Raw genomic sequence first — 25,901 nt, 5'->3', positions numbered from 1 at the left:
TCAAAGGCATATCTCATCTAATTTTATACCCTAGATTATAAATGTCAACACAAATACAAAAGACTTTACAAATAATTTATTTTTTTTGTTTTATTATATTTTTGAGGGTATAAATTAAAAAAGCAGATTGGAGTTTTTTATGAAAAAATATTATTTTAAGGAAAAATTTTTTAAAATTACAGATAAGTATCCGATTTTGGATGAAAATGGAAAGGAAGTTTTCTTTTTTGACCAAGATTTTAAATTTGTAGGTTATGAGGCGAAATTAAAAGATATGGATGGAAATATTTTATTTAATATTTCCAAAAAAATCCTTTCTTTTCTCCAAACTTATTATGTTGATTTTTGTGATGGAAGTCGTATGGAAATAAATCAAAAATTATCTTTTTTAAAAAGGAAAGTCGATGCTTTTTATGATGGAAAAGAATTAAATTTAAAAGGCTCTTTTATGGACCATGATTTTGAAGTTTATTACAAAAATAATTTGATTGCTGATATGAACAAGAAATTTTTTGCTTTTAGCGACCAATATGAGCTTACGGTTTATGACGAAAATTTCACTTTAGTTTTGATTGCTCTTTGTCTTTGCATTAATGAAATGAAAAATAGAGACGATGCGGCTGCGGCTGGATCTACAAATTAAAATTGATTTTTAAAATATTTAACATATAATTATATCAACAAGAGGGAGTAGCTTAATTATTCAATCGTCATTACGGTTTAACCCGGTTGAATAAACCACTTGGTAGCAAGACTTTTGGCTATGTGCCAGAAGTCTTTTCTTTTTGTAAAGAAAAAAATTAAAATAAAAAAATTTAAGGAGGTAGGAATGGACTATTTAGGTCAAAAAAATGATATTGTAAAAAAACTTGACTCAGATAGCGCAAGAGGCTTGTCAAGCGAACTTGCAGCAAAACGTCTTGAAGAAAACGGCCCAAATAAAATTGAATCCAAGAAGAAAAAATCTCTTGGCAAAAAAATTGCCGAGCAAATTATTGATCCTATGGTTATTTTGTTGATAGTTGCATCAATCGTATCAGCTTTTACAGGCGATAAAGTTGAATGTTTTATAATTATTGCTATCGTTATTATCAATGCAATTATGTCAATTATTCAAGAAGGAAAAGCTGAAGATTCTGTTGAGGCCTTGCAAAAAATGTCATCGCCTGAGGCAAGCGTAATTCGTGATGGCAAAAAAATAAAAGTAAAAGCAGAAGAATTGGTTGTAGGAGATGTAGTTGTAATTGAAACTGGCGATATTGTTCCAGCTGATATGCGTTTATTAGAATCATCAAATTTAAAAATCGACGAGTCTTCTCTTACTGGAGAATCTGTTGCAACAGAAAAAAATTCTGAGGCTGTTTATGACAGCGAAGTAGGAATTGGCGATAGGGAAAACTTTGCTTTCTCATCAACAATTGTAACTTACGGACACGCAAGAGGAATTGTTACTCAAACTGGTTCTGACACAGAAATGGGAAAAATCGCATCAAGCCTTCATCAAGTTGAAGATAAGGATACGCCATTACAAAGACAATTAAATAAATTATCAAAACTTTTGGCAATTCTTGTAGTTGTTGTTTGTATAATTGTATTTGTTGTTGGATATTTTAGAACTGGCGATTCGCTTTTAGATAATTTAATGGTTGCAGTTTCTCTTGCAGTTGCAGCAATTCCTGAAGGACTTACAGCAGTTGTAACAATAGTTTTATCAATCGGAATGAACAGAATGGCAGAAAGAAAAGCAATTGTAAAATCTCTAGTTTCTGTAGAAACTTTAGGAGCAACCACAGCAATTTGTTCAGATAAAACTGGAACTTTGACTCAAAATGAGATGACCATTACAAAAATTTGGACAAATGAAAAAGAATATGAAGTTGAAGGAAGTGGATACGAGCCAAAAGGTCACATAAAACTTAATGATGAAAAAATAGAAGATGAAGAAAATATAAAACTTCTAATGAAAATTTCGACTTTATGCAATGATGCTGATTTGGTTTTGGAAGATAAGCAATATAAAATTATTGGAGATCCAACAGAAGGCGCTATGCTTACATTTTCTGAAAAATGGGGAATAGTTCAAGAGGATTTAGAAAAAAAACATCCAAGAATTGAAGAAATTCCTTTTGATTCTGACAGAAAAATGATGACAACCTTCCATAACGTCGAAGAAAATTATAAGGCAATGACAAAAGGCGCTCCGGATATAATAATTTCAAATTCTTCAAAAATTTTATTAAATGGAGAAATTGTAGATTTCACACAAGATTTAAAGCAAAAGGCAATGGATGAAAATAAAAATCTTGCCAAACAAGCTCTTCGTGTAATGGCTTATGCCTTTAGGGAATTTGATTCAATAAAAAATGAAGATTTGACAAGCGAAAATATAGAAAAAGAAATGGTATTTGTAGGTCTTACTGGAATGATAGATCCACCAAGACCAGAAGCAAAAAAAGCTGTAGCAGAGTGCCACTCATCAGGAATTGATGTTTTAATGATTACTGGAGATTATTTAGAAACAGCCTTCGCAATAGCAAGAGATTTGGGAATTGCAGATTCCAAAGATCAAGCAATTGAAGGAAAAGAATTAAATAATATGACAGATGTTGAAATTAGAAAAATTGCCAAAGAAAAAAGAGTTTTCGCAAGAGTATCTCCACAAAATAAGGTTCAACTTGTAAACGCCCTTCAAGAAAACGGCGAAATAGTTGCCATGACAGGAGACGGAGTAAACGATGCTCCAGCAATTAAAAATGCTGACATAGGAATTTCAATGGGAATTACAGGAACTGATGTTGCAAAAGATACAGCAAATATGATTTTGGTTGACGATAATTTTGCAACAATTGTAAATGCAGTCGAAGAAGGAAGAATAATTTTTGCAAATATTAGAAAATTTGTTTCATTCTTACTTTCATGTAACATTGCAGAAGTTTTGATTGTATTTTTGTCAATTTTATTTGGACTTCCTTCTCCATTAACACCAATCCAATTACTCTGGTTAAACCTAGTAACAGATGCTTTCCCAGCCCTTGCTCTTGGAGTTGAACCAGGAGAAAAAGATATAATGGAAAGAGAGCCAAGAGATCCAAAAGAATCAATAATTTCTGGAGATTTGAGAAATTCACTAATCGTTCAATCCCTAGCAATTACCTTTGCAGTTTTAATTTCTTATATAATAGGATTAAAATTGATTTTCCCAGGAAATATAGAAGGAGCTCACACAATGGTTTTTGCAACCTTAATTACAAGCGAGCTTTTGAGAGCATTTTCTGTAAGAAGTACAAAATATACCCTAAAAGAATTGGGAATTGGATCAAATAAACAATTAATAAAAGCAAATATCCTATCATTTGCCCTACTCTTAATAGTAATGTACGTAGGACCATTAAGATATTTATTTGAATTAGAATTAATAACCTGGCAATGGATAATAATTTTAGCACTTGCCTTTATTCCATTAATTTTAGGAGAAGTTCACAAAATTAGCGTGAGAAAAAAATAAAATATTTTTAAGGAAAAAGCAAGATTTGTTTCTTGCTTTTTTTTGATTAATTAGTATAATGTAATTGACAAAAAGTTATGACAACATAATGATAATCACAAAAAAGCAGGAGGGCCAACTCCTGCTTTTTTATTTTGGGCTACTTATCGTTAAAATATCTATCTAGCCACTTGCAGGTAAAATGACAAATTATTCCTGCCAAAATAGATACTATTAAAGTTATGACATAATCTATGATAATCACCCCCTAACTGTTACCAGTATAGGTTAACGATAATAAAAATATTATATCATAATTTTTATTTCGCAGTTTTTACTTTTTTTAAAAAATACTCATTGAATTTTGTTTTTAAATAAGTATATTATTTTAAGTAAAGGAATATAGATTCATGGAATCACAAAAAAGCAGGAGGGCCAACTCTTGCTTTTTTATTTGGCTAAGTTTCACCTTTTTCATTGGCATCTAAGCATTTACAAATAAATGAACTATTGTATCATACAAGTTGGAGGTAGATTTATGAGAAAAAAAGAAAAACAAAAGTATTTTATGGAAAAAATTCACCAAATTTACAATGATAAAAATTTAAAATTAAGCAAATCTTGTAGAAAAGAAATTTTAGACCAATATAAAGACTTGTCAAACAATAAGACAAATATAAACTATGCCTCATATAAGCTCTATCCTTATTTAAGAGATGCCCTTTATGACAATAAGGACTCCAAACTTTTAGGTGATTTTTTAAAAATAATTTTAAAATACAGGTGGAAGGCATATTTTGCAATGATTTTACCTACAAAATTTTAATTTCAAAAAAGCAGGAGTATAAATTCCTGCTTTTTATAATTTAAACACAATCCCAAACAAAGCCCCCATCCCTATTATTAGTAGGGGATGGATTTTTTTGTATTTTCTTAATAAAAATAAAAATCCTAGGAACAAAACAAGTTGGATTATTTGAAATAAATCTAGAAAATTTCCTGTTTTTTCATATAATTTTACATTAAATAAGGAAATTATCATTACATTTAACATAGCTCCCAAAATAAGTCCTGCTGTTGATGGTCTTATGTATTCAAAAGCATTTTTTACTGTAAGAGATGTTTTAAATTTATCCAAAGATTTAGCTATTATTAAAATTATAATTATTGCAGGCGCTATCAAAGAAATGCTTGCAAGGATTGCTCCAAAAAAACCATAGGCTCTATATCCTGCAAAACTTGCAACATTTATTCCTATTGCTCCGGGCGTTGATTCTGAAACGGCAATCATATCTAATAATTCTTCGCTTGTAAACCAATCGTAATTTTCTGCCATTTTTTGCAAAAATGGAAAAGTTGCCATTCCTCCTCCAATTGCAAAAAGTCCAGTTTTAAAAAATTCCCACATCAACCTAAGCATATTTGCCTCCAAAAATAATTCCAAAAATTCCGCAAGAAATCACTATAATAATTGGCGAAATAGAAAAAATTCCTATCGCAATAAAAGTTAATAAAAAAATTAAAATTTTTATTTTTGTATCAGCAGTTTTTTTGACCATATTTATTACTGTATTTAAAACTAGAGCTGAAACTGCAATTCTAATTCCAGCAAAGGCGTGTTGGATAATTAATAAATGGGAAAATTCTTTTAAAAAATTTGCAATAAGGGTGATGATTATTATTGATGGGGTGATAAAACCCAAGGAGGCAAATATCCCTCCCAAATTTCCTTTTCTTTTTCTCCCACAAAAAGTCGAAGTATTTACAGCAATAATTCCTGGAGTTGTTTGCCCTATTGCGTAATAATCTAAAATTTCTTCTTGGCTAATCCATTTTCTTTTATCGACCAATTCTCTTTGTAAAAGCGGAAGCATGGCGTAGCCTCCTCCAAAGGTAAAGGCTCCTATTTTAAAAAAAGTTATGTAAAGCTCAAATAATATTTTCATTTTAATTTCTCCTTTGTATTTTATTATAGCACAAGGCAAAGGTCAGGCTAAATCTCTTGATTTTAAGCTTTCTTGCAGTATGATTATTTAATATATGTAAAGAAAAACGAAAGGGAGTTTATGAATTTAACTTTATCAAATTCTTATTTAGAACACTTAGAAGAAATTAAAAATTTATATATAGAAGCTTTCCCAAAAGCTGAAAGAAAACCTCTAGACCAAATTATAAAAGTTTGCGAAAATTCTTTGGGAAGAATTATTCCGATTTTGCTTGACGATGAATTTGTAGGAATGTTTATTACCTTGGATTCAGATAGCAATAACACACTTTTGATTGATTATTTTGCCATAAAAAGCGATTATAGGGGACTAAGTCTTGGCTCAAAATCTATAGAACTTTTGAATGAAAGAGAAAATAAAACAATAATAATTGAAATTGAACCTTGCGTTGAAAATGCTTGTAACCTTGTTCAAAGGCAAAAAAGAAAGAATTTTTACAAAAATTTGGGCTTTAGGCAAACTGACATAAACATTTCATGGTTTGGAGTTGATCTTGAGCTAATGAGTTTAAATAAAACTATAAATTTTGAACATTATATGAACTTATTAACTTCAATTTTCCCAAAATCTTACATTGAAGATAATATAAAACTTGCATAAGAAAATTTTAAGGAGTTTTTATGAAATTATTTTTTGATTGCGATGGAACGATTCTTGATTCCATGCACATTTGGCTAGAACCAATAGCAAAACTTTTAAAAGAATATAATTACAAACTTACAACTGAAGAGAAAGGAAAAATTGAAGCCTTATCATTTTTGGATACAGTAAAATGGTTAAAAGAAAATGTCTGCAAAGACAAAAGCGAAAAAGAAGTTTTAGATTATTTTTCTTCTACAATAACAGATGCCTACAAAAATCATTTGTTAGCAAAAGACGGAGCTGTTGAAATTTTACAAAAATTAAAAAACGATGGCTATGATATGTGTATTTGTTCATCAACTGACAAAATTCATCTAGAAAATGCCCTAAGAAGACTTGGCATAATAAATTTATTTGATTTTATCCTGACTCCAGATAAATTTCCTTACAAAAAAAGCGACAAGGAATATTGGCAAAAGGCACTTGATAATTATAAAATTAATGCAAAAGACGCAGTTTTATTCGACGATGCCCTATATGCAGTAAAATCCGCCAAAAAACTTGGAATAAAAACCGTAGGCATAAAAGATTTCCCCTACAACAAAAACGAATGGGACAAAATAAAAAAACAAGCAGATATGGTAATTGATAATATCAAAGATATTGATATGGAAAAAATTAAAAATCTATAAAATAAAACCACCTAAAGGTGGTTATTTTTTTGAATATTTTTCTTATTTTAAAAAATCATCTAAAATCTATAACTTTTAAATTCTTTTTCATTTTCTTTTTCAAAAGAAAAAGTGAAAGAAGTCCTTTTATAATTGATGTTATTGTCATTGATAGCCAGATTCCTAAAACACCAAAATATGGCATTAATAAAATTGATATTGGAATTCTTGCTGCGTTAAATATTATAGAAATTGCTGATGGCGTTCTTGTATCTGACAAGCCTTGGAAAATTCCTGTAGAGCCTATTTCTAATGCCATCATAAGTTGGCTTGCTGAAAGAATTGCCAAATATTTTGCACCCAAATTTATTGTTTCCAAATCGCCTGGCACAAAAATTTCAAATAAATAATTTCTAAATGCAAACAAAATAATTGTAGCAATAATTCCAATTGCCCCGACAAGTTTTAGACTTTCTTTGACGCCTTTTTTCACTCTATCCATTAGGCCTGCTCCATAATTTTGTGCTATTAATGATTGAACTACAACTTGGCATCCTTCTGTTGTTTTCCAAGAAATTGATTCGAGCTGACTTCCTATTGAATAAACTGCAACTGGTTTTGGTCCAAAATTTGCCATTAATTTATTTAAAATCATAGTTATTAGAGCGTGGATTCCGCTGATAAAAGCAACGGGAAGTCCTAGTTTAAAAATTCTCACTTGCCATTTTGTTGAAAGTGTAAAATTTTCAAGAGAATCTTTTATTACGCCAACTTTTCTTTTCATAACAAATAAAAATATAAAAAATACAGTGGCTTGTCCCGTAACAGTAGCTATTGCCGCACCCCTTATTCCTAATTCGGGAATTGGTCCAAAACCAAAAATAAAAATCGGATCAAGAACTATGTTTAAAACCAAACCAATTGTATTTATTTTAAAAGGAGTAATACTTTCTCCAATCGAATAAAATGATTGGGAAAAAATCGGATTTAAAAATACAAATATATAACCCAAAGCTGTTATAGAAAGATAAGCATTTGCAAAATTTGAAACCTCTGCTCCTAGTTTATAAAAATCTATAATATAAGTTTTGAAAGTAAATATTAAAATTATGTAGATTATTGAAGTAATACTTCCTTGAAAATATCCATTTTGTAAAATCAAAGACGTAAGTTTTTTATCTTTTCTTCCATAAGCCTGAGCCGCATAAACTCCTCCGCCAATTTTTGCAATCAAAGACAAAGCCTCAGCAATCCACGCCAAAAAATAAGAAACTCCAACAGCAGCAACCGCATTAGAGCCAAGTCTACCTATCCAAATCATATCTACCAAAGTATAGGCGATTTGGACAAAAGCTGTAAGAGTTAAAGGAATGGATAGTTTTATTAAAGATTTTCCAATATTTTCCTTTGTAAGATCAATATTTTTTCTTTTCTCCATAGGCATCTCCTTTATATTTTTTTAAAATTTTTTATCAAATCTATTAGACTAATTAAAAATAATTATTTAAATCTCTATAATCTCCTAAATTTTACAAAAAACGAATTTAATTGTCAATATTTATCAATCTCAAAAATAAATTTTTTGAAATTTTTTAAAAAATATTTCTTTTAACTTTTAAAATTTTTAAAACAAAAAACTCCTAATCGCTTTTGATTAGAAGTTTTAAAAAAATATTTACCAGTTTTTTATTTTTTATTCTATTATAAGAGAAGTTTCTGGATCAAAGAGGTAGGTTTTTTCCATATCAAAAGCAAATTTTACTTCTTGTCCAACTTTTGCTTTTGTTGATGGATTTACTCTTGCTGTTATTTGATCTTCGCCTAAATCAAAATACAAATAAACTTCTGCTCCCATTAGCTCAAATACTCTAATTTTTGCATTTATTATTGAGCCATCGCTAGCTTTTTCTAAAAAGTCTTCTTCGTCATAAATTGATTCAGGTCTTATTCCAAATACAACTTTTTTTCCTATATAATCCTTATCGATTAATATATCTGCTTTTTCTTTTGGAAGTTTTAATTTTAAATAATCATTTTCTACGAATACTTCTTCGCCTTCTTTTACGGCTTTAACATCTATCAAATTGATTTGTGGTGAGCCTATAAAACTTGCAACAAATAAATTTTTTGGATGATCGTAAAGATTTTGTGGTGTATCAATTTGTTGAACAACTCCATCTTTCATTACAACTATTCTTGTTCCAAGAGTCATTGCTTCTGTTTGATCGTGAGTTACATAGATCATTGTTGTTCCCAATTTTTGATATAATTTTGAAATTTCTATTCTCATTTGAACTCTAAGTTTTGCATCAAGGTTACTTAATGGCTCATCCATCAAAAATACTTTTGGATTTCTAACTATAGCACGTCCCATAGCAACTCTTTGTCTTTGTCCACCTGATAATTGTTTTGGTTTTCTTTTTAATAGATTTTCTATATCCAAAATCTTTGCTGCTTCTTTTACTTTTTTGTCAATTTCATCTTTTGGCACCTTATTTATTTTTAATGAAAATGCCATATTATCATAAACTGTCATGTGTGGATATAGAGCATAATTTTGGAAAACCATAGCTATATCTCTATCTTTTGGTAGGACATCGTTGACAACTTTCCCATCAATTTTTAGCTCTCCAGAGCTTATATCTTCAAGCCCTGCTATCATTCTAAGAGTCGTAGATTTTCCACAGCCTGATGGTCCTACAAAGATTATAAACTCCTTGTCCTCTATTTCCATATTAAAATCTTTTACAGCATGAAAGCCGTTGTCATAAATTTTATTTATATTTTTTAAACTTAAATTTGCCATTTTTTCTCCTTTAATATTAAAATTTACAGGGTAAATTATAATATTATGAATTTATTTCCTATTTTTTTCTATAATTTCTTTCAAAAATTCTTCTTTTTCTTTTAATTTTTCCATTGATTTGAATTTATAAGACCAATTTTTTTCATCCAAGGTGGCTGGTGTATTTATTCTTGCTTCTTTGCCCAAACCCAAAATATCTTGTAGAGGAATTATTACATATTCGCTATCGCATCTGATTGCAAATTCAAAAAAATTATCGTAAATATTTTCGTTTCTTATGCCGATTTTTTGGAAAAGTTTATTTATATTTTCTTTTTCTTCTTCGCTTAAATCTTCAAACCAATCCATAATCGTTTTGTTATCATGGGTTCCTGTATAACAAATAGAATTTTCTGGTGCGTATATATAATTTTTTTCAGTTGCTCTTATATCTGTTTGAATTATTACCATTCCTTTTAGGTTAAAATAATCTCTAAGCTCAAAAACTTCTGGTCTTATTTCGCCTAAATCTTCCGCGATAAATTCTACATCTTTCAAATCTTTTTTTATTTTTTCAAACAATTCATAGCCAGGTGCAAAAAGCCATTCGCCTTCTATAGCTGTTTCATTTTTTGAATCTATTACCCAATAAGTATCAAAGGCTCTAAAATGGTCAAGCCTTACTATATCGTAAAGTTTTCCGTTATAGGCAAGTCTATTTATCCAAAAAGAAAAATCATCCTCTTTTATTTTTTCCCAATTATAAATAGGATTTCCCCACCTTTGTCCTGTAGCCGAAAAATTATCTGGTGGAACGCCTGCAATTAATTTTGGATTGCCCTCTTTTGTTATTTCAAAATATTGTTGATTTTCCCAAACATCAAGGCTATCAAGTCCTACATAAAAAGGAATATCTCCAACAATTTTTATATTATTTTCGTTGGCGTAGGATTTTAAATTCATCCATTGTTTGTAAAAAATATATTGAACAAAAATTTCATAATTGATTTTGTCTTCGTAAGGTGTCAAATCGAATTTTTTATCTACAATCCAATTTTTCATCTCATCTGGCCATTCATTCCAGCTTCTTAAATTATTTTCTTTTTTTAAAGTTATAAAAACGCCATAATTGTACACAAAATCAAATTTCAAAAAATCTTCGTAAGCTTTTGTTTGATTTTCTTTGGTCTTTTTGAAATTTTCGTAGGCAATTTTTAAATATTTTTCTTTAAATTTTCTTACAAAATTATAGTCAATTCTTTCTTTTTGCTCTACTTTTTCAGCCTTTTTTTCAAGCAGTCCGTCTTCATATAGCAAGTCTAAACTTATATAAATTTCATCTCCAGCAAAAGAGGAATATGGCTGGTAGGGAGAATTTCCATATCCTAAGGGATTTAATGGCAAAATTTGCCACATATCGAATCCTGATTTTTTGATTATATCTATAAAATCAAAGGCAGCTTTTCCAAAATCTCCAATCCCATTTTCTCCATTTAGACTTTGAAGGGGTAATAAAATACCTGCTTTTTTCATTCTAACTCCTTACTAACAATTGGTGCTGTTGTTTTTCCTACAAACAATTCAGCATCAAATTCCATTATCTTTTCATACGGTTTTTTCTTTATTATTTTAAATAAATCTTTTACTGACTCATAAGCAATTTCTGATGCTGGTTGGACTATGGTTGTGATTGGTTTTAATAAATATTTATTTATTTCCAATCCATCAAAACCTGCAACTGAATAATCTTGCGGAATTTTTTTACCAAAATCATCTATTGCCTTAATTGCTCCCATGGCAACTGTATCAGAAATTGCAAAAATTGCTGTGCACGGAATATTTTTTTTCACAATTTTTTTGCCTACTTCATATCCGTGTTCCATGGAATAGGGATTTGTTCCCTTTTTTGGATAAAAAATTAATTTTTTATCAAATTCTATCTCATTTTCTTCTAGGGCTTTTTGGTAGCCCATAAGCCTTAACTTTCCTATACTTTGATCTTCAATTCTTGGCGCTATAAAAGCAATTTTTTTATGCCCAATGCTTATCAAATAATTTACTATTTTTTTGCTTTGAACAAAATCATCTACGCCAAGACAAGCTGATTTTTTTATTTTTAAATCTTTATTTATTATCGTCGTCATTGTAAAAGGAATTCCCAAAGAATTTAATTTTTTTCTATCTTCTACAAAATATCCGCCCAAAAATATTATTCCTTCAGGCTTTAAATTTTTTACAACTTTATAAGCTATATCAATTTCACTTAAATGTTCTTCTACTTTTTGTAGAGCAAAAGTGTAACCAGCTTTTGTTATTTCTTCTTCGAGAACTTTTAACATTGGTGTAAAAAAAGGATTTGTAATTCCTTTTATGAGAACTGCTATTGTTTTTGTTTTTGTAATTTTTAAATTTCTTGCATTTTGATTTGGCACATAACCTAAATCATCAATGGTTTTAAGAATTTTTTGCTTGGTGGCATCGCTTATTTCTCCACCATTATTTATAGCTCTTGAAACAGTGCTCACACTTACCCCACACATAGATGCTATGTCTTTTATGGTTACTCTTTTCAATTTTTTATCCTTTAATTGCTCCTGCCGCAACTCCTTTAACTATGTGTTTTTGCATTGTCAAATAAAATACTATAACTGGTAGCATACTAAGAACAAGCATAGCCATCATAGCTCCCAAGTCTTTGTTTCCATTACTTCCAACAAGCATTTGGATTACAACTGGAATTGTTTTGTATGGAGTACTTACTCCTATTACAAGATATGGAAGAAGATAATCATTCCAAATCCACATTGTATTTAAAATTGCAACTGTAATTGCTGTTGGTTTTAAAATCGGAAGAATTATATAAAAGAAATGTTTTATTGGCGAACATCCATCTATCATTGATGCTTCTTCGATTTCTATTGGGATTGATTTTATAAATCCTGAGAACATAAATACTGAAAGCCCACTTCCAAATCCTAAATATAAAACAACCATACCGATTGGATTATTTAAATGTAGAAAGTCTGCAACTTTTATTGTTGGAAACATAACCATTTGGAAAGGTACTATCATTGAAAAAACAAACAAGTAATAAATCACTTGTGTAAATTTATTTTTTACTCTTGTTAAATAATAAGCAGTCATTGCTGATAAAAGTACAACTACAAAAACTGAAATTATTGTTATAAAAAATGACCAACCTGCAGCTTGGAAAAATCCTGTTCTTGCAAGTCCAGAAACATAATTTTCAAGCCCTGCAAAAGTATCTCCTGTTGGAAGTGTAAATGGAGAATCACTTATGAAAAATTTTCCTTTAAAGGAATTCATAAGGATAAAGGCAATAGGAAATAGGAAAATTCCAAGTAGAAATAACATTATTACAAACAAAATTGCATTTATAGTTTTTTCTTTCATTATTGTTCCACCTCTTTTTCTCTGGTAAGTCTGATTTGAAGATAGGCAATGGCTGCTACTATAATAAAGAAAATAACCGCTTTCGCTTGTCCAACTCCTTCAAATCCATTTCTTGAAAACATAGTATCTACTATATTCAAAGCTAACATTTCCGTCTTATACAATGGTGCTCCTGCTGTTAAGGCAAGGTTTTGATCATATAATTTGAAACTGTTTGTTAGTGTTAAAAATGTACAAATTGTAATTGATGGCATAACCATTGGAATTGTTATAGATTTTAAAGTTTGCCACTTGCTTGCTCCGTCGATTTCAGCAGCTTCTATAAGTGATGGTGGGACATTTTGAAGACCTGCTATATAAATTACCATCATATAACCAATCAATTGCCAATTCATAAGTATTACCAAGCCCCAAAATCCATATTTTTGATTTGCTAAAAGCGTTTGTCCAAAATTTAATAAAAATGAATCAATCATAACTTGCCAAGTATAACCAAGGACTATTCCACCGATTAAGTTTGGCATAAAAAATACAGTTCTAAATAAATTTTTGCCTCTAATTTTTCTTGTAAGAACAACAGCTAGGGCAAAGGCTATAACATTTATAGAAATTACACAAACTATAGTAAATAAAACCGTAAAAACAAAAGCTCTGCCAAATCTTTGTCCGCTTGATAAGGCTGTTACATAATTTTGAAAACCTACAAACTCAGAATTAAAAATTGTAGTGAATTTTGTAAAAGAAAGTCCGATTCCAAGTATAAAAGGAATAATAAAAACTATACAAAATACTAAAAAAGTAGGTAATACAAAAAATGGGAAATATTTTTTCAATATTTTTTCCATAAAAACCTCCTTTATGGATTTGTTTTAAAAAAAGTCTGAATGCAGGATTGATTTTTAATCAAGCTAACATACATTCAGACTATTTTTTCTATCACAAAGATAGATTAATTTAACCTATAATCTTTTTTGGCTGCTATTTTTTTATTTTGCAGCAGCTTTTTCATCTTTCCATGTTTTTACAAAAGAATCTTTAACTTCATCCCATTTCATTTCTCCAGATGCATATTGTCCTAGAGCTTGTCCAAAGAAATCTTTGAATGCTTGGCTTGGGAAAGATGTGAAGTTCCAATCAATATTGTATAAGTCTTTGTCAGACATATATTTTACAACTTCTTTTGCAAGAGGATCTGATGGTTGATCTTTTTCTTCAAATGTATCGAAAGGTGAAATAAATCCTAAATCTTTTGTTACAAATTCTTTTCCTTTTTCAGAAGTAAATAACCAAGTTAAAAATTCTTCTGTAGCTTTTTGATTTTCTTCACTAGCTTGTGAATTTACAGAGAAGAAGTTTTCTGTACCAACACAGATACCTTGTTTTTCTTCGCCTTTAACACCTGTATAAATTGGCAAGAATTTAATATTTTCTTCTTTTACTTTGTTTCCAGAAACTTCAGAAATTTGGCTCCAAGCCCAGTTACCATTTTGAACAAAAGCAGCTTTTTCAAGAGCAAATTCAGCCATAGAATCAGTAACAGCTTTTCCAGTTAAAGCATTTGGATCAACTGTAGAATTTTTAATATAAAGATCAAAAATATTTTTGTAATTATCAGCATATTTGAATTTAACTTCATCCATATCTTTTACTTTATTATCTTTATATTCATAATAAATTGGTAAGTTTGCTAAGTGAGTTTGCCATCTCCAATCTTCACCTGGTTTTAAAGATGTAGAAGCAAAAGCTCCATCGATGCCAAGCTCTTCTTTTTTAGCTTGCATATCTTCAGCAACTTCTTTTAATTTTTCAAAATTTTTAATTTCATCAACACTTTTAATCTTTGCACCGTCAAGGCCTATATATTTTTGTAAAATTGCATCGTTGTAGATAATTCCATATCCTTCAACTACATAAGGAATACCAAATACTCCTTCTCCATCCTTAACAGCAAGTTCTTTGTCGATAAGATGTTTGTAAAGTTCAGAATCTTTCAAATCTTTTGTATAATCTTTCCAATTTTGGTAACCAACAGGGCCGTTGATTTGGAAAAGAGTTGGTGCATCCTTTTTAGTAATTTCCGCTTTCAAAGTAGATTCATAAGTACCACTTGCAGCAGTAACAACTTTTACAGGAACGCCAGTTTCATCAGTATAAGTTTTTGCGATTTTGTTCCAAACTTCCTCAACTTCAGGTTTAAAGTTTAAATAATAAACAGAACCCTTTGCACTTTCTCCACTTCCTGCACTTCCTGCATTAGAATTGCTGTTGTCAGCATCATTTTTTTGTCCACAAGAAGTAAGAGCAAGAGAAGATGCAAGTACTAAAGCAGTTGTCAATAACGTTTTCTTCAATTTCATAAAAAATATTCCTCCATTTTATTTTCAAACTAACCAAAAACATTTATAAAAAGAAAACCCCAAAAATCCCTCTATTAATATTTTTTTAGAATTTTTCAATTTCTTTGCATTTTAAAAAAATTAAAGCAAACAGTTTTCGGTATCGTTTCCGTAAATTCACTATATCATATTCCAAAATAAAAATCAAGACTTTTTTTCAAAAAATTTGAAAATTTTCAAAAAATAAAATCCCACAATTCCAAAGGCTAAAAACAAAAATAAAATTTTTTATAAAAATTAAAAATATTTATCAAAAAAATAATGATTTCCCTAAGACTTTTACTTCAAATTATTTTATCCAACAAAAAAAGACCTTAAGGTCTCAGAGCGTATACAAAATCCATATTATAATTTTTTAATAATTTAAAATTAAAGTGATGAGACAACCCATATCGACTAGATTATTGTGCCTTGATTTGGCACAATAATCCCTAAAACTAAGTGTGAAAGCACGAAGAAGTTTGCAAAGCAAACGTGTTTTAGTGTGAGTGAAACGAACGCACGGAGAGATCCAATGAGATTTCTCCGCTCACTACGTTCGGTCGAAATGAGAATTTCCTTAGTTTGTCTACGCTCCGATACATAAGGTCTTTTTACAATTTATTAAAAATAATATCCAATACTCATAGTAATTGGAAAAGCAAGTATTAAAAAAATATTTAAAAACGATAATATGATATTTCTATTTTTTATAGAAAAAAGCATTCCAATTATTCCCAAAATCGGGCAAATAAATATTGTTGCAAGTCCTAATGGCCTTAATCCGTTTCCTAAAATAAATTCCAAACTATCAACTGGCAAAAATATTGCAACAACCCATATTACTATTCCCAAAATAAAAATTGGTACTTCAACTTGTCTTTTCATATCTCCTCCTAAATTAAATCACGAAAACTTGTAAGCATTATAGCGCCAAAACCAAGTATGGTTAAAAATCTAAAAATAAATTCACTTTTTTTAAGTTTTTCTTTTTTTATAAAAGTTTTATAAGTCAATCCAAATAATATCATTGTCGAAAATATAGCGTTTGGTCCGCTGGTATTTAAATTTTTCACCCATGATATTAACATTACAAGAATATAAGAAAGACTTGCTCCTATAATTTGAAAATTTCTTGTCCTATCTTCCATATTTCTCCTTATTATTTTTTAAACTCAAATACTTACTCTCTCTTTTAATTTTTTACCCCAATAAAAAATATTAAATCCAATTTTATAATATAAATTTTAAAAAATAATTATAATATTTTTTAAAATAGATAACACAAAGCAATTAAATATGTTATTTTACAATAAAAAAAGAGCTTGTGCTCCTTTTCAATTTTTTCTATTTTTTTCTGGCAAATATTTCCAGTATTTTTTTGGCATATTTTCTATAATTAGTTTTTTATTTTTTCTTTCTTTTATGGCTATGGCATCGTAAAATCCTATCCATAGATTTTGAAAAAATTCTTCCTTCTTACTTTCTTTTATATCAAGATTTAATATTTCTACCACTTCAAAATTTCCATAAATTGATACAAAAGCCTTGTTTTTATTTTTGTCGTATATCACAAATTTTTCCTTTGGCATTCTTTGTAAAAAATGTCTGGACAAATCTTCTAAAATATCGTTGTGGGATTCATATTGGGCAAACAAAAATCCTTCTTGGATTTCCTTAAATCTCAAAAGCCCCATAAAAGTATGAGCCTCCCTGCTGTAATTTTTAACCATTTTATTAAAGGCTATGGCGTATTTGTTGGTTGATTTTGTAATTTTTCCTCCCTTTAAAAAAGAAAGTTTTATTAATCTTGCAATTATCGTGTCCTTGTTTTTATAATCTGATTTAAAGGCTATTTTTATATCACAAAAAAATTCTTTGGAAATATTTTTCTTTATAGAATCTTCAACTCTTTTTACTTTTTCAAAATCTGTTTTTATATATTTTTGGTCAAGAAAAGAAATTTGATCTTTTTCCCTTTCTATTTTTATTTTGAAAATTTCTTTATATTGTGTAAAAATTACCGTCAAAAAACCTTCAAAAGTTCCGTCATAAACTATAATTTTCATACTTCACCCAAAAAATGATAATTGCTCAAAAGATTTTGGATCAGAAAGGCTCATCCTCTCTTTCAACTCTTTTTTGTCTTTGACTTTTAAACCTTGATACTTGCCATTTACAGTTATAAAATTTCTGGCTTTTTTTACAGAAATATTTAAGGCTTTCAAATGCCAATATTCAAGTTTTCTGTATTTTCTTGCATTTACAATTTTTCTTGCAGAAATTATTCCAATTCCTGGAATTTTAATTAAATCATAAAAGCTCGCCTTGTTGATTTCCATTGGAAACTTCGAAATATTATTTATCGCCCAATCTGTTTTGGGATCTATTCTTAAATTAAAATTTTTATTTTTCTCATTTAATAAATCAGAAGATTTAAAACCATAAAACCTCAAAAGCCAATCAGCTTGATAGAGTCTATGTTCTCTTAAAAGAGGAGCTTTTTTTATATCTTTTGTAAATTCACTTTTTACAACTGGAACAAAAGCTGAATAAAAAACCCTCTTTAATGAATAATCGTCGTACAAATTTTCCGCCCTACTTACAATGTCAAAATCACTTTCCTCATCTGCTCCTATAATCATCTGGGTTGTTTGTCCTGCTGGAAGAAATTTTGGAGTATGCTTGTATAATTTAATCTCATTTTTCCTTTGAACAATTTTTTTATTGGCAAAATCCATAGAAGATTCAATCGCCTTTATAGATTTTTGGGGAGCTAGAATTTTTAGAGATTTTTCTAGAGGAAGTTCCACATTCACACTCATCCTATCCACCAAAAGTCCCATTTTTTTGAGCAAATCAGAATCAGCGCCTGGTATTGATTTCATGTGAATATAGCCATTATAATGATATTCATTTCTCAAAATATCCGCAGTTTTTATCAAAAGCTCCATTGTATAATTTGGATTTTTTATAACTCCAGAAGATAAAAATAAACCCTCAATATAATTTCTCTTGTAAAAATTAATAGTCAAATCCGCAACTTCTCTAGGAGTAAACTCTGCTCTCTTTGTGACATTTGATAACCTATTAATACAATATTCACAATCGTAAATACACTTATTAGTAAATAAAATTTTTAAAAGAGAAATACATCTTCCATCCTCACTCCACGAATGACAAATCCCAGCAAAATGCCCATTGCCCAATCCTTTTGAAGAATTTTTCCTATTAGAACCCGATGAAGAACAAGACACATCATACTTTGCAGCATCCGTCAAAATTTTCAATTTTTCTAAAGTATCCATAGCCCGCTCCTTTTAGACTCTTAATGTCTTATTATTATATAAGAATTTTTTAAAACTTTCAAGAAAATATCTTCAATAAGCTATTTGACACAGAATATTTTTTAACCTATCATAAAGATAAAGCAAAAAAGAAAGGAATATATTATGAAAACAAATCTATTAATAATAATAATTTTACTTGCAAGCTTGGTTGTAAACATCCTACTTTTAACAAAATACAAATTTGGCGACAAAAGAGATGCCGAAATTTTTAATTACACATCAATCCACACCCTTTTCGCTTTTACAATATATCTTGTACTAGATATAATTTTTTCATTGATAAGTAAAAAATCAAGTCCAGATTCCTTTACAAATCTTTTTATAATTTCCTTTTTGTTCTTGGTAAACCAATTAATGTATAGGAAAAAAATCAAATAATTTAAAAATATACAACAAAAAATTTTAAAAATAAACACAAAAAAATCGACTTTAAACTTTCTTTACAATTTAAAGTCGATTTATTTTATATGTCCACTAGCACAGGATTCTGTTTTTGGTTCAATCACTCTTATTGTCCTTTCTTTTTTCTAATCTCTATATTCATATATTAAATATCTTAGCACATTGACATTTTTTGTATATTTTTTTATTTTATGGGAAAACTTCCTCCTAACAAAATCTTTATCTATTCAATTGTTTGCTTGCTTTTTTTCTATTTATCCTATAAACAAATCTTTTAGAAAAATGTCAGATGGCTCTACTTTAACAATTAATTTCCACCACTTTTTCTATGAAATCTTATACTATTTTCTTTTTTTAAATAAAGCTTCACTATTATAAAGTTTTATAATATAAGAATTCAGATTTTAAATCCATTTAAATTTTTATAGTCTAAATACATTTATAGCTTTAAATCTCATATATCACTATAAACTTAAGCATTTTTATTATCCATGCTAGTGGACTATCAGAAGATTTTATCTTCTGTTATTATAATAATACCCAGTGAAATCGATTCTAAACATTTTTTTTGAAAAATTTTTTATTTTTTTTAATTTTTAAAAATCCTCTTTCTTAATCACCGAAATATCTTTTTTCATTTCTATAATTTGATTATAATAAGCAAAAAATAAATTTATTTCCAATTATTTATTACAAAAGAGAAAAGATTTTGCTCATTTCTGATAAAGAAATAAAGAATAAAAATTATTTTTGGTAACGTTTGTCTATTTTATTTAATTGATTTATAATATGAATTGGAGGTACACTATGAAAATGTTTAATAAATTATGTGTTTCAATATTGAGTGCAGTATTTTTATTTACTGCCTTAGCCTTACCTGCAAAAGCTTGTACAGGCGTTATAGTTGGTAGCGATTTGACTGAAGATGGTACTACAATTTTTGGTCGTACAGAGGATTTGGAAATAAATCACAACAAGGTTTATAAAATCAATGAAGCTGGCAAATACAAAAAAGGAGAAAAACTTGTAGATGTTTCTTACGCAGAAAAAGGTGGATATGAATTTGAACTTCCACACGATTCTTACCGTTTTACTTCTATAAGCGATACTACTCCAGAATATGGTAAGTTTGATGAGGCTGGTTACAATGAAAAAGGTCTTATGGCTGATATGACTGTTTCTGCATCTGCAAACGAAGATGTTCAAAAGGTTGATCCATATCTTGATGGAGAAGAAGAAGGAAAGCCAATTGGAATTAGTGAGGCAATAATTACAACAGTTGTATTATCAAGTGCTGACAATGCACTAGATGCTGTAAAATTAATAGCCAATGAAGTTGCTACAAAGGGAGCTGCTGAAGGAAATGCTCTTGTAGTTGCTGACAAAACAGATACTTGGTATGTAGAAATTTATTCAGGCCATGAATTTGTTGCAATGAAATATCCAAAAGATAAATTCTCAGTTTTCCCAAATACTTTCTGGCTAAATGAAGCAAAACTAACAAAAGGCGAAGAAAGTGACAATTATATAATGAGCGAAGACGAAAATTATCTTTATTCTAAAGGAATTTTTGAAACAGCAAAGAAAGCTAAAACTTTTGAAGGAAATGAAGATGATAGAATTATAAATTTGGCAAAATCTTATGCAGAAAAAGAATTCTCTCCATCAAACCGTTCAAGAGTTGCTTCAGGAATCAAATTCTTAAATCCTGATTCTAAAGTTGATATGGAAACTGAAACTTATGAATTCCTACAAGATGCTAAAAAAGGTTCTATTTCTGTTAAAAATGTAATGGACTTTACAAGAAACAGACTAGAAAATTTTGATTTGGAAGCAAATGACAGGGGAAGAGATGAAACTTATCCAATAGGAAATAGAAATACTATGGAATCACACATCTTCCAAGTTTCAAAAGACGCAGAGGCAACAAATCCTGGAATAATGTGGCTAACACTTGGTTCTCCATTAGTTCAACCATACGTTGCATACTATCCAAACCAAGAAGATGCAATTGATGAAGTTAAAAACGAAACAAATGATCCAGACAAAGACAAGTCACATTATTGGATGGCAATGGATACCCTACACATGGTAGAGGCAAACAGAGATGACTTCATGAAAGACATCACTCCAGAAATTGACAAATTTGAAAAAGAACAAATAGCAAATACAAAAGTTTCAGGAGAAAAAGATCCAACAGAAAAAAATAAAGAAGAAGCTAAAAAAGCATTCGATTTATTAAAAGGATTCAACAAAGACTTAGAAGACAAATACAAAGATTATTTAAAGAAAAACGAATACGAATATACATTCTATGGAAGAAGAGCTACTGAAAACTTCACAGATACAACAATGGAAGTTAAAAAAGATACAAGCGATAAAGCTTTAAATCTTCAAGTTACACCAGACGAAGACGAAAAAGGTGGAAAAATCGAAATAGTAGACTCTTATGGACAACCTGTAGAAAAATTAAATAATCCAGTAAAAATCTCAGTTCCTAAAAAAGCCTTTGAAAAAGAAGTTGCATTCGGCTCAAAAGATGACAAAATTGATGTAAAAGAAGAAGATGACAAATACGTATTCGAAACAGACAAATCATCAGTAGAATACAAAACAGAAGGCAAAGAAGAAGAACCAAGCCAATCAAACGATGCATCATCAAAAGAAACATCAGCACAATCATCAAGCAATGAACAAGAAACAAATAAAACAGAAAACAAATCAAACAAAACATTAATAATCATTGCAGTTGCAGTAGTAGCAGCCGTTGTAGCTATATTTTCAAGAAAAAAGAAAAACTAGAAAATAAAATAAACTAAAAGCAAAAAATCGTATTGGGTTTTCCAATACGATTTTTTTGTAAGAAAAATTTTAAAATTTAAGTTTAGAAATTAAATAATAACTTACCTATCTTAACTAAATAAGCATAGCAAATGCGTGGATAGATCTCATTATTTAAGTAAATTCGAATAAATATCGAAAAAAATCCAAGCCTACTTGTCTTGAGTAATTTACCTGTTATATATTTTTTTATTTAGCAAAATAAAAATCTCCCCGCGGGGAGATTTTTCATATAATTTTTAGATTAGGTCTAAGGCTTGATTTAAGTCTTCTATTATTTCATCTGCATCTTCTAGGCCTACTGATAATCTGATTAAGCCTGGTGCTATTCCTGCTTCTTTTAGGGCTTCTTCTGAGTAGGTTGAGTGGGTCATTGTTGCTGGATGTTCGATTAATGTTTCTGCATCGCCTAAGCTTACTGCTAATGAACATAATTTTACGTTATTCATGACTGTTCTTCCTGCTTCGATTCCGCCTTTTACTTCGAATGTTACCATTGCTCCGTAGTCTTTCATTTGTTTTTTTGCTACTTCGTGGTTTTTGAAATCTTCTAGGCCTGGATAGTATACTTTTTCTACGTTTTTGTGTTTTTGTAATGCTTCTACAACCTTTTTGGTGTTTGCTACGTGTTGTTTCATTCTTACTTCGAGGGTTTTCATTCCTCTAAAGATTAAAAATGCATCGTGTGCTGATAAAACTGATCCTGTGAAGTCTTTTTGGCCTACGAGTCTTACTTGAGTCATTAATTCTTTTGATCCGCATGAGAATCCTGCTATTACGTCGCCGTGTCCGTTTAGGTATTTGGTTGCTGAGTGGACTACTATATCTACTCCTAATTTTAATGGATTTTGTAGGTATGGTGTTGCAAATGTATTGTCTGCGATTACTAATGTGTCTTTTGAGTTTTTCTTTGCAAGTTTTACTACTTCTTCTATATCTATTACATCTAGGGTTGGGTTTGCTGGTGTTTCTAGATATACTATTCTTGTGTTTTCTTTTAAATGTTTTTTAACTTCTTCTAGATTTGTCATATCTATAAATTCTACGTCTACGTTGAATTTTGTTATTTCATTTAAAAATGCAAATGTACATCCGTAAAGTGTTCCGCATGCTAGGATATGATCTCCTGCTTTGATAAATGGCCAGATTGATGATGTGATTGCGCCCATTCCTGATGAGGTTGATACTGCAGCTTCTGCTCCTTCGAGTGTTGCTAGTTTTTTCTCCAAAGCATCGTTGGTTGGATTTCCTAGTCTTGAATAGATAAATCCGTCTTCTTCTAGGGCAAATCTTCTTCCACCTTGTTCTGCATTTTCAAAAATAAAGGTTGATGTTTGATATATTGGTAGTCCTAGTGAACCGTATGTATCCTTTATTGCGCCTGCGTGAATTGTTTCTGTTGCAAATGATCTTTTTTTGTTTTCTGTCATTTTCTAATCCTTTCATTTCCATTGTTTCATTTTTACTAAATATTTAATATAATATATCCAAAGAGACTAAGGAGATATTATGAATTTAAACAAAATTATTTACGCTATAGAAGTTTCTAAAACAGGTTCTATTTCAAAGGCTGCAAAAAACCTCTACACATCCCAGCCTGCCATTTCCATGGCTATAAATGATCTTGAAAAAGAACTGGGTTTTAAAATTTTTGAGAGAAATCAAAGTGGAACTCAAACAACCGCCAAGGGACTTGAGTATCTCATAAAATGCCAAGATTTAATCAGCAAGTATAAGGAAATCCAAAGACAATATGCTCCAGATAATAAGGATATTTCTGAGCTTAGAGTCTCAAGTCAGCACTTTAATTTTGCTGTTTCAGCTTTTATGAAATTAATTGACAAGTACAAGGATAATTCTTTCAAATTTTATTTAAAAGAAACCACATCCCTTGATGCCATTAACCACGTTGAAAACGATTATTCTGATCTTGCCTTTATTTACATAAATGAACCTTATAGGCAAGCTATTTTTAATTTATTTAAAGAAAAATCTTTATCTTATGTTACAATTGCAAAGGTCATTCCTCATGTTTTCATTAACAAAGACCATCCATTAGCAAATGAAAATTTGATTAAGATAGATGATCTTTATAATTATCCTATGATAATTTATGAGCAAAATGACACTGAGATTTTGCCGGAAGAATTTGTAAACTTACCTGATCACAAACAGGTTATCTATACCCAAGATAGGGGCACGACTTTAGGTCTTATTTCCAACACAAATTCTTTTAATGTTGGAACAGGTTGCCTTCATCCAAATAGTGGATTTCCTAATATCAAAACTGTTAAGCTTGAAAATCCAGAAAATTTATCTATGGATATAGGTTATGTTTACAAATCTTCCAAAAATCTTTCAAAGCTTTGTAAGGAATATTTATCCCTAACTAAGCGTGAGCTTGTTCATTGTCTTCCAAATTTTTAACATGACCTGCAACTTTTGATTCAGCCATATCATATTCAAAATTCCATTTATCTTTTGCTTGAGTAAATGGTACATAAATTGAAATTATTGAAACTACTCCCAAAATAAATTGATACCAGAAATATGGTATGATTTGGAATGGTGCTACAGCGCCTTTTGTAAAGCTTGCAGCTATCAATACTTGAGCAGCATAAGGTACTATTCCTTGGAATACGCAAGAGAATGTATCAAGAAGTGATGCAGATCTTCTAGGATCAATCTTATATTCATTACACATCTTCTTTGCGATTGGACCTGAGATAATAATTGCAACAGTATTGTTAGCAATTGCTACGTCAGCAAGAGAAACAAGTGCAGCTATACCAAGCTCACCAGATTTTTCTCCCTTAGCAAATTTTCTAATTTTTGCAATAATCCAATTAATACCGCCCTCTTTGGTAACCATATTAGAAAGACCACCAATTAACATAGAAAGTAAGAAGATTTCAAACATTCCAGTAAAGCCTTCCCACATAGTTTGAGAAAGAGCAAGCAAGTCAAATCCATTGTTCATAAGAAGAACAATACCAGATAAAACAATACCACCAGTTAAAACTAAAAATACATTAACTCCCATAAGAGCAACTACCAATACGAAAATATAAGGAATAATCTTAATAATATCGTAAGATAAATCTTTTTGAGCTGGTTGACTTTCAGGTGCACCCAAAATTAATAGCAAAATAAAAGTAATTATTCCAGCAGGAAGAGCCATCTTCAAGTTCATCCTAAACTTATCTTTCATTTCACAGTTTTGAGTTCTAGTAGCAGCGATAGTTGTATCAGAAATAACAGATAAGTTATCACCAAACATTGAGCCACCAACCAAGGCACCAAGCATCAAAGCCATATTGATACCACCAGATTTAGCAAGACCAACAGCTATAGGTCCAAGAGCAGTAATAGTACCAACAGAAGAACCAGTAGCAATAGAAATGAAACAAGCTATCAAAAATACACCTGCAGTTAAAAATTTAGCAGGAACAAAAGAAAGTCCCAAACCAACTACAGAATCAACTCCACCAGAGGCAGAAGCCAAAGCAGAGAAAGCGCCAGCCAATATGTAAATCAAACACATAATTATAATGTTTGAGTCGCCACAACCTGCAACTAAATTGTCAAATTTTTCATCAATACTTCCACCAAATAATAAAAATGCACTAATAATACCAACAAAAGCTGCAATAGGTGCAGGCAATTGATAAAATGCCATTTCTACTCCTCTTAAATGAAGTACGATACCTGTGGCAAGATAAATAACGATAAAAACCAAAAATGGAATTAACGCCTTTCCTGAAATTTTTTCATTTTCTTTCACAATATTCACCCCTTTTTAAAAATGATTACGTTTTCACTATTATAATACATTAGATTGAAATCGTTGTAAAATACATATAAGTTATGGTGCATATAAGAAAAACTTATAAAAGCTTTTGCACATTTTAGTTGATAAAGATTCTCATTCGTTTTATAATAAAAAAAAGATTGTATACTTGTTAATCTTTATTTGTAATTTTTTATTTAG

General features: G+C 29.8%; 23 protein-coding genes. 8 read left to right on the top strand and 15 right to left on the bottom strand.

The features are described 5' to 3' along the window. Positions 1-139: 139 nt before the first annotated feature. The 3 genes from HMPREF0078_RS08105 to HMPREF0078_RS08095 all read left to right on the top strand — a co-directional run bounded on the left by HMPREF0078_RS08105 (position 140) and on the right by HMPREF0078_RS08095 (position 4,310). Positions 140-643 (top strand): LURP-one-related/scramblase family protein, encoded by a 504-nt coding sequence (locus tag HMPREF0078_RS08105; protein WP_004839678.1) that lies wholly within the window; start codon positions 140-142, stop codon positions 641-643. 186 nt (positions 644-829) lie between these two features. Beyond that, positions 830-3,505 (top strand): cation-translocating P-type ATPase, encoded by a 2,676-nt coding sequence (locus HMPREF0078_RS08100; protein ID WP_039920661.1) that lies wholly within the window; start codon positions 830-832, stop codon positions 3,503-3,505. Between the two features lie 517 nt (positions 3,506-4,022). Then, a complete protein-coding gene (locus HMPREF0078_RS08095; protein WP_039920659.1) occupies positions 4,023-4,310 on the top strand; it encodes a hypothetical protein in 288 nt (95 codons plus the stop codon). A gap of 33 nt (positions 4,311-4,343) precedes the next feature. Here the strand turns inward: HMPREF0078_RS08095 and HMPREF0078_RS08090 are convergent, their stop codons facing one another. After that, positions 4,344-4,904 (bottom strand): chromate transporter, encoded by a 561-nt coding sequence (locus tag HMPREF0078_RS08090; RefSeq protein WP_004839672.1) that lies wholly within the window; start codon positions 4,902-4,904, stop codon positions 4,344-4,346. Continuing rightward, positions 4,897-5,430 carry a chromate transporter gene (locus HMPREF0078_RS08085; RefSeq protein ID WP_004839670.1) on the bottom strand — a complete coding sequence of 178 codons (534 nt, stop codon included), beginning with the start codon at positions 5,428-5,430 and terminating at the stop codon, positions 4,897-4,899. Before HMPREF0078_RS08085 ends, HMPREF0078_RS08090 begins: the two co-directional genes overlap by 8 nt. Before the next feature lie 120 nt (positions 5,431-5,550). On the opposite strand from HMPREF0078_RS08085, the gene HMPREF0078_RS08080 reads away from it, so the two are divergent. Together HMPREF0078_RS08080 and HMPREF0078_RS08075 are read left to right on the top strand one after the other, a co-directional pair. Next, on the top strand, positions 5,551-6,090 hold the full coding sequence (locus HMPREF0078_RS08080) for a GNAT family N-acetyltransferase (protein WP_004839669.1): 540 nt from the start codon (positions 5,551-5,553) through the stop codon (positions 6,088-6,090). Between the two features lie 20 nt (positions 6,091-6,110). After that, positions 6,111-6,764: an HAD family hydrolase gene (locus HMPREF0078_RS08075; RefSeq protein WP_004839667.1), complete on the top strand. Its 654-nt coding sequence runs from the start codon at positions 6,111-6,113 to the stop codon at positions 6,762-6,764. 55 nt (positions 6,765-6,819) lie between these two features. Here the strand turns inward: HMPREF0078_RS08075 and HMPREF0078_RS08070 are convergent, their stop codons facing one another. The 11 genes from HMPREF0078_RS08070 to HMPREF0078_RS08020 all read right to left on the bottom strand — a co-directional run bounded on the left by HMPREF0078_RS08070 (position 6,820) and on the right by HMPREF0078_RS08020 (position 18,625). Then, the gene (locus HMPREF0078_RS08070; protein ID WP_039920657.1) at positions 6,820-8,181 is read right to left on the bottom strand and encodes an MATE family efflux transporter; all 1,362 of its coding nucleotides are present in this window, start codon (positions 8,179-8,181) and stop codon (positions 6,820-6,822) included. A gap of 255 nt (positions 8,182-8,436) precedes the next feature. Beyond that, entirely contained in the window at positions 8,437-9,549 is a 1,113-nt protein-coding gene (locus tag HMPREF0078_RS08065; RefSeq protein WP_004839663.1) for an ABC transporter ATP-binding protein, read from the bottom strand. A gap of 51 nt (positions 9,550-9,600) precedes the next feature. Next, a complete protein-coding gene (malQ, locus tag HMPREF0078_RS08060) occupies positions 9,601-11,061 on the bottom strand; it encodes a 4-alpha-glucanotransferase (RefSeq protein WP_004839662.1) in 1,461 nt (486 codons plus the stop codon). Continuing rightward, complete coding sequence (locus tag HMPREF0078_RS08055) at positions 11,058-12,101, bottom strand: LacI family DNA-binding transcriptional regulator (RefSeq protein ID WP_039920655.1); 1,044 nt, start codon at positions 12,099-12,101, stop codon at positions 11,058-11,060. The genes malQ and HMPREF0078_RS08055 overlap by 4 nt, the downstream gene beginning before the upstream one ends. Before the next feature lie 4 nt (positions 12,102-12,105). Next, a complete protein-coding gene (locus HMPREF0078_RS08050; protein ID WP_004839659.1) occupies positions 12,106-12,942 on the bottom strand; it encodes a carbohydrate ABC transporter permease in 837 nt (278 codons plus the stop codon). After that, positions 12,942-13,787 carry a carbohydrate ABC transporter permease gene (locus HMPREF0078_RS08045; RefSeq protein WP_004839658.1) on the bottom strand — a complete coding sequence of 282 codons (846 nt, stop codon included), beginning with the start codon at positions 13,785-13,787 and terminating at the stop codon, positions 12,942-12,944. Before HMPREF0078_RS08045 ends, HMPREF0078_RS08050 begins: the two co-directional genes overlap by 1 nt. Before the next feature lie 141 nt (positions 13,788-13,928). Next, a complete protein-coding gene (locus HMPREF0078_RS08040) occupies positions 13,929-15,299 on the bottom strand; it encodes an ABC transporter substrate-binding protein (protein WP_004839656.1) in 1,371 nt (456 codons plus the stop codon). Positions 15,300-15,941: 642 nt separating this feature from the next. Next, positions 15,942-16,205, bottom strand: coding sequence for a hypothetical protein (locus HMPREF0078_RS08035; RefSeq protein ID WP_004839655.1), 264 nt, complete (start codon positions 16,203-16,205; stop codon positions 15,942-15,944). A gap of 8 nt (positions 16,206-16,213) precedes the next feature. After that, the gene (locus HMPREF0078_RS08030) at positions 16,214-16,468 is read right to left on the bottom strand and encodes a hypothetical protein (protein WP_004839653.1); all 255 of its coding nucleotides are present in this window, start codon (positions 16,466-16,468) and stop codon (positions 16,214-16,216) included. 186 nt (positions 16,469-16,654) lie between these two features. Further along, on the bottom strand, positions 16,655-17,386 hold the full coding sequence (locus HMPREF0078_RS08025) for a TIGR03915 family putative DNA repair protein (protein ID WP_004839652.1): 732 nt from the start codon (positions 17,384-17,386) through the stop codon (positions 16,655-16,657). 3 nt (positions 17,387-17,389) lie between these two features. Beyond that, positions 17,390-18,625, bottom strand: coding sequence for a putative DNA modification/repair radical SAM protein (locus HMPREF0078_RS08020; RefSeq protein WP_004839651.1), 1,236 nt, complete (start codon positions 18,623-18,625; stop codon positions 17,390-17,392). 144 nt (positions 18,626-18,769) lie between these two features. On the opposite strand from HMPREF0078_RS08020, the gene HMPREF0078_RS08015 reads away from it, so the two are divergent. Together HMPREF0078_RS08015 and HMPREF0078_RS08010 are read left to right on the top strand one after the other, a co-directional pair. Further along, on the top strand, positions 18,770-19,045 hold the full coding sequence (locus tag HMPREF0078_RS08015) for a hypothetical protein (RefSeq protein ID WP_004839649.1): 276 nt from the start codon (positions 18,770-18,772) through the stop codon (positions 19,043-19,045). Positions 19,046-19,876: 831 nt separating this feature from the next. Continuing rightward, positions 19,877-21,871 (top strand): dipeptidase, encoded by a 1,995-nt coding sequence (locus HMPREF0078_RS08010; protein WP_004839648.1) that lies wholly within the window; start codon positions 19,877-19,879, stop codon positions 21,869-21,871. A 278-nt stretch (positions 21,872-22,149) separates the two neighbouring features. Here HMPREF0078_RS08010 and megL read toward each other — a convergent pair whose 3' ends face one another. After that, on the bottom strand, positions 22,150-23,340 hold the full coding sequence (gene megL / locus HMPREF0078_RS08005) for a methionine gamma-lyase (protein ID WP_004839647.1): 1,191 nt from the start codon (positions 23,338-23,340) through the stop codon (positions 22,150-22,152). 79 nt (positions 23,341-23,419) lie between these two features. Here megL and HMPREF0078_RS08000 point away from each other — a divergent pair, with 79 nt between their 5' ends. Next, on the top strand, positions 23,420-24,337 hold the full coding sequence (locus HMPREF0078_RS08000; RefSeq protein WP_004839646.1) for a LysR family transcriptional regulator: 918 nt from the start codon (positions 23,420-23,422) through the stop codon (positions 24,335-24,337). Here HMPREF0078_RS08000 and HMPREF0078_RS07995 read toward each other — a convergent pair. Then, positions 24,300-25,694, bottom strand: coding sequence for a Na+/H+ antiporter NhaC family protein (locus HMPREF0078_RS07995; RefSeq protein WP_004839645.1), 1,395 nt, complete (start codon positions 25,692-25,694; stop codon positions 24,300-24,302). The two genes, HMPREF0078_RS08000 and HMPREF0078_RS07995, sit on opposite strands and share 38 nt — an antisense overlap. Positions 25,695-25,901: the final 207 nt, after the last annotated feature.

Origin of the sequence: Anaerococcus vaginalis ATCC 51170, assembly GCF_000163295.1 — a bacterium.
In the GTDB taxonomy this organism is placed as follows: domain Bacteria; phylum Bacillota; class Clostridia; order Tissierellales; family Peptoniphilaceae; genus Anaerococcus; species Anaerococcus vaginalis.
Note: the sequence above shows the minus strand (reverse complement) of the source record. Positions and strands in the feature narration are given on the sequence as shown.

What these genes read in the sequence shown, in the direction of transcription:
- HMPREF0078_RS08105 (WP_004839678.1), top strand. Translation starts at nt 140, where the DNA reads ATGAAAAAATATTATTTTAAGGAAAAATTTTTTAAAATTACAGATAAG.
- HMPREF0078_RS08100 (WP_039920661.1), top strand. Translation starts at nt 830, where the DNA reads ATGGACTATTTAGGTCAAAAAAATGATATTGTAAAAAAACTTGACTCA.
- HMPREF0078_RS08095 (WP_039920659.1), top strand. Translation starts at nt 4,023, where the DNA reads ATGAGAAAAAAAGAAAAACAAAAGTATTTTATGGAAAAAATTCACCAA.
- HMPREF0078_RS08090 (WP_004839672.1), bottom strand. Translation starts at nt 4,904, where the DNA reads ATGCTTAGGTTGATGTGGGAATTTTTTAAAACTGGACTTTTTGCAATT.
- HMPREF0078_RS08085 (WP_004839670.1), bottom strand. Translation starts at nt 5,430, where the DNA reads ATGAAAATATTATTTGAGCTTTACATAACTTTTTTTAAAATAGGAGCC.
- HMPREF0078_RS08080 (WP_004839669.1), top strand. Translation starts at nt 5,551, where the DNA reads ATGAATTTAACTTTATCAAATTCTTATTTAGAACACTTAGAAGAAATT.
- HMPREF0078_RS08075 (WP_004839667.1), top strand. Translation starts at nt 6,111, where the DNA reads ATGAAATTATTTTTTGATTGCGATGGAACGATTCTTGATTCCATGCAC.
- HMPREF0078_RS08070 (WP_039920657.1), bottom strand. Translation starts at nt 8,181, where the DNA reads ATGGAGAAAAGAAAAAATATTGATCTTACAAAGGAAAATATTGGAAAA.
- HMPREF0078_RS08065 (WP_004839663.1), bottom strand. Translation starts at nt 9,549, where the DNA reads ATGGCAAATTTAAGTTTAAAAAATATAAATAAAATTTATGACAACGGC.
- malQ (WP_004839662.1), bottom strand. Translation starts at nt 11,061, where the DNA reads ATGAAAAAAGCAGGTATTTTATTACCCCTTCAAAGTCTAAATGGAGAA.
- HMPREF0078_RS08050 (WP_004839659.1), bottom strand. Translation starts at nt 12,942, where the DNA reads ATGAAAGAAAAAACTATAAATGCAATTTTGTTTGTAATAATGTTATTT.
- HMPREF0078_RS08045 (WP_004839658.1), bottom strand. Translation starts at nt 13,787, where the DNA reads ATGGAAAAAATATTGAAAAAATATTTCCCATTTTTTGTATTACCTACT.
- HMPREF0078_RS08040 (WP_004839656.1), bottom strand. Translation starts at nt 15,299, where the DNA reads ATGAAATTGAAGAAAACGTTATTGACAACTGCTTTAGTACTTGCATCT.
- HMPREF0078_RS08035 (WP_004839655.1), bottom strand. Translation starts at nt 16,205, where the DNA reads ATGAAAAGACAAGTTGAAGTACCAATTTTTATTTTGGGAATAGTAATA.
- HMPREF0078_RS08030 (WP_004839653.1), bottom strand. Translation starts at nt 16,468, where the DNA reads ATGGAAGATAGGACAAGAAATTTTCAAATTATAGGAGCAAGTCTTTCT.
- HMPREF0078_RS08025 (WP_004839652.1), bottom strand. Translation starts at nt 17,386, where the DNA reads ATGAAAATTATAGTTTATGACGGAACTTTTGAAGGTTTTTTGACGGTA.
- HMPREF0078_RS08020 (WP_004839651.1), bottom strand. Translation starts at nt 18,625, where the DNA reads ATGGATACTTTAGAAAAATTGAAAATTTTGACGGATGCTGCAAAGTAT.
- HMPREF0078_RS08015 (WP_004839649.1), top strand. Translation starts at nt 18,770, where the DNA reads ATGAAAACAAATCTATTAATAATAATAATTTTACTTGCAAGCTTGGTT.
- HMPREF0078_RS08010 (WP_004839648.1), top strand. Translation starts at nt 19,877, where the DNA reads ATGAAAATGTTTAATAAATTATGTGTTTCAATATTGAGTGCAGTATTT.
- megL (WP_004839647.1), bottom strand. Translation starts at nt 23,340, where the DNA reads ATGACAGAAAACAAAAAAAGATCATTTGCAACAGAAACAATTCACGCA.
- HMPREF0078_RS08000 (WP_004839646.1), top strand. Translation starts at nt 23,420, where the DNA reads ATGAATTTAAACAAAATTATTTACGCTATAGAAGTTTCTAAAACAGGT.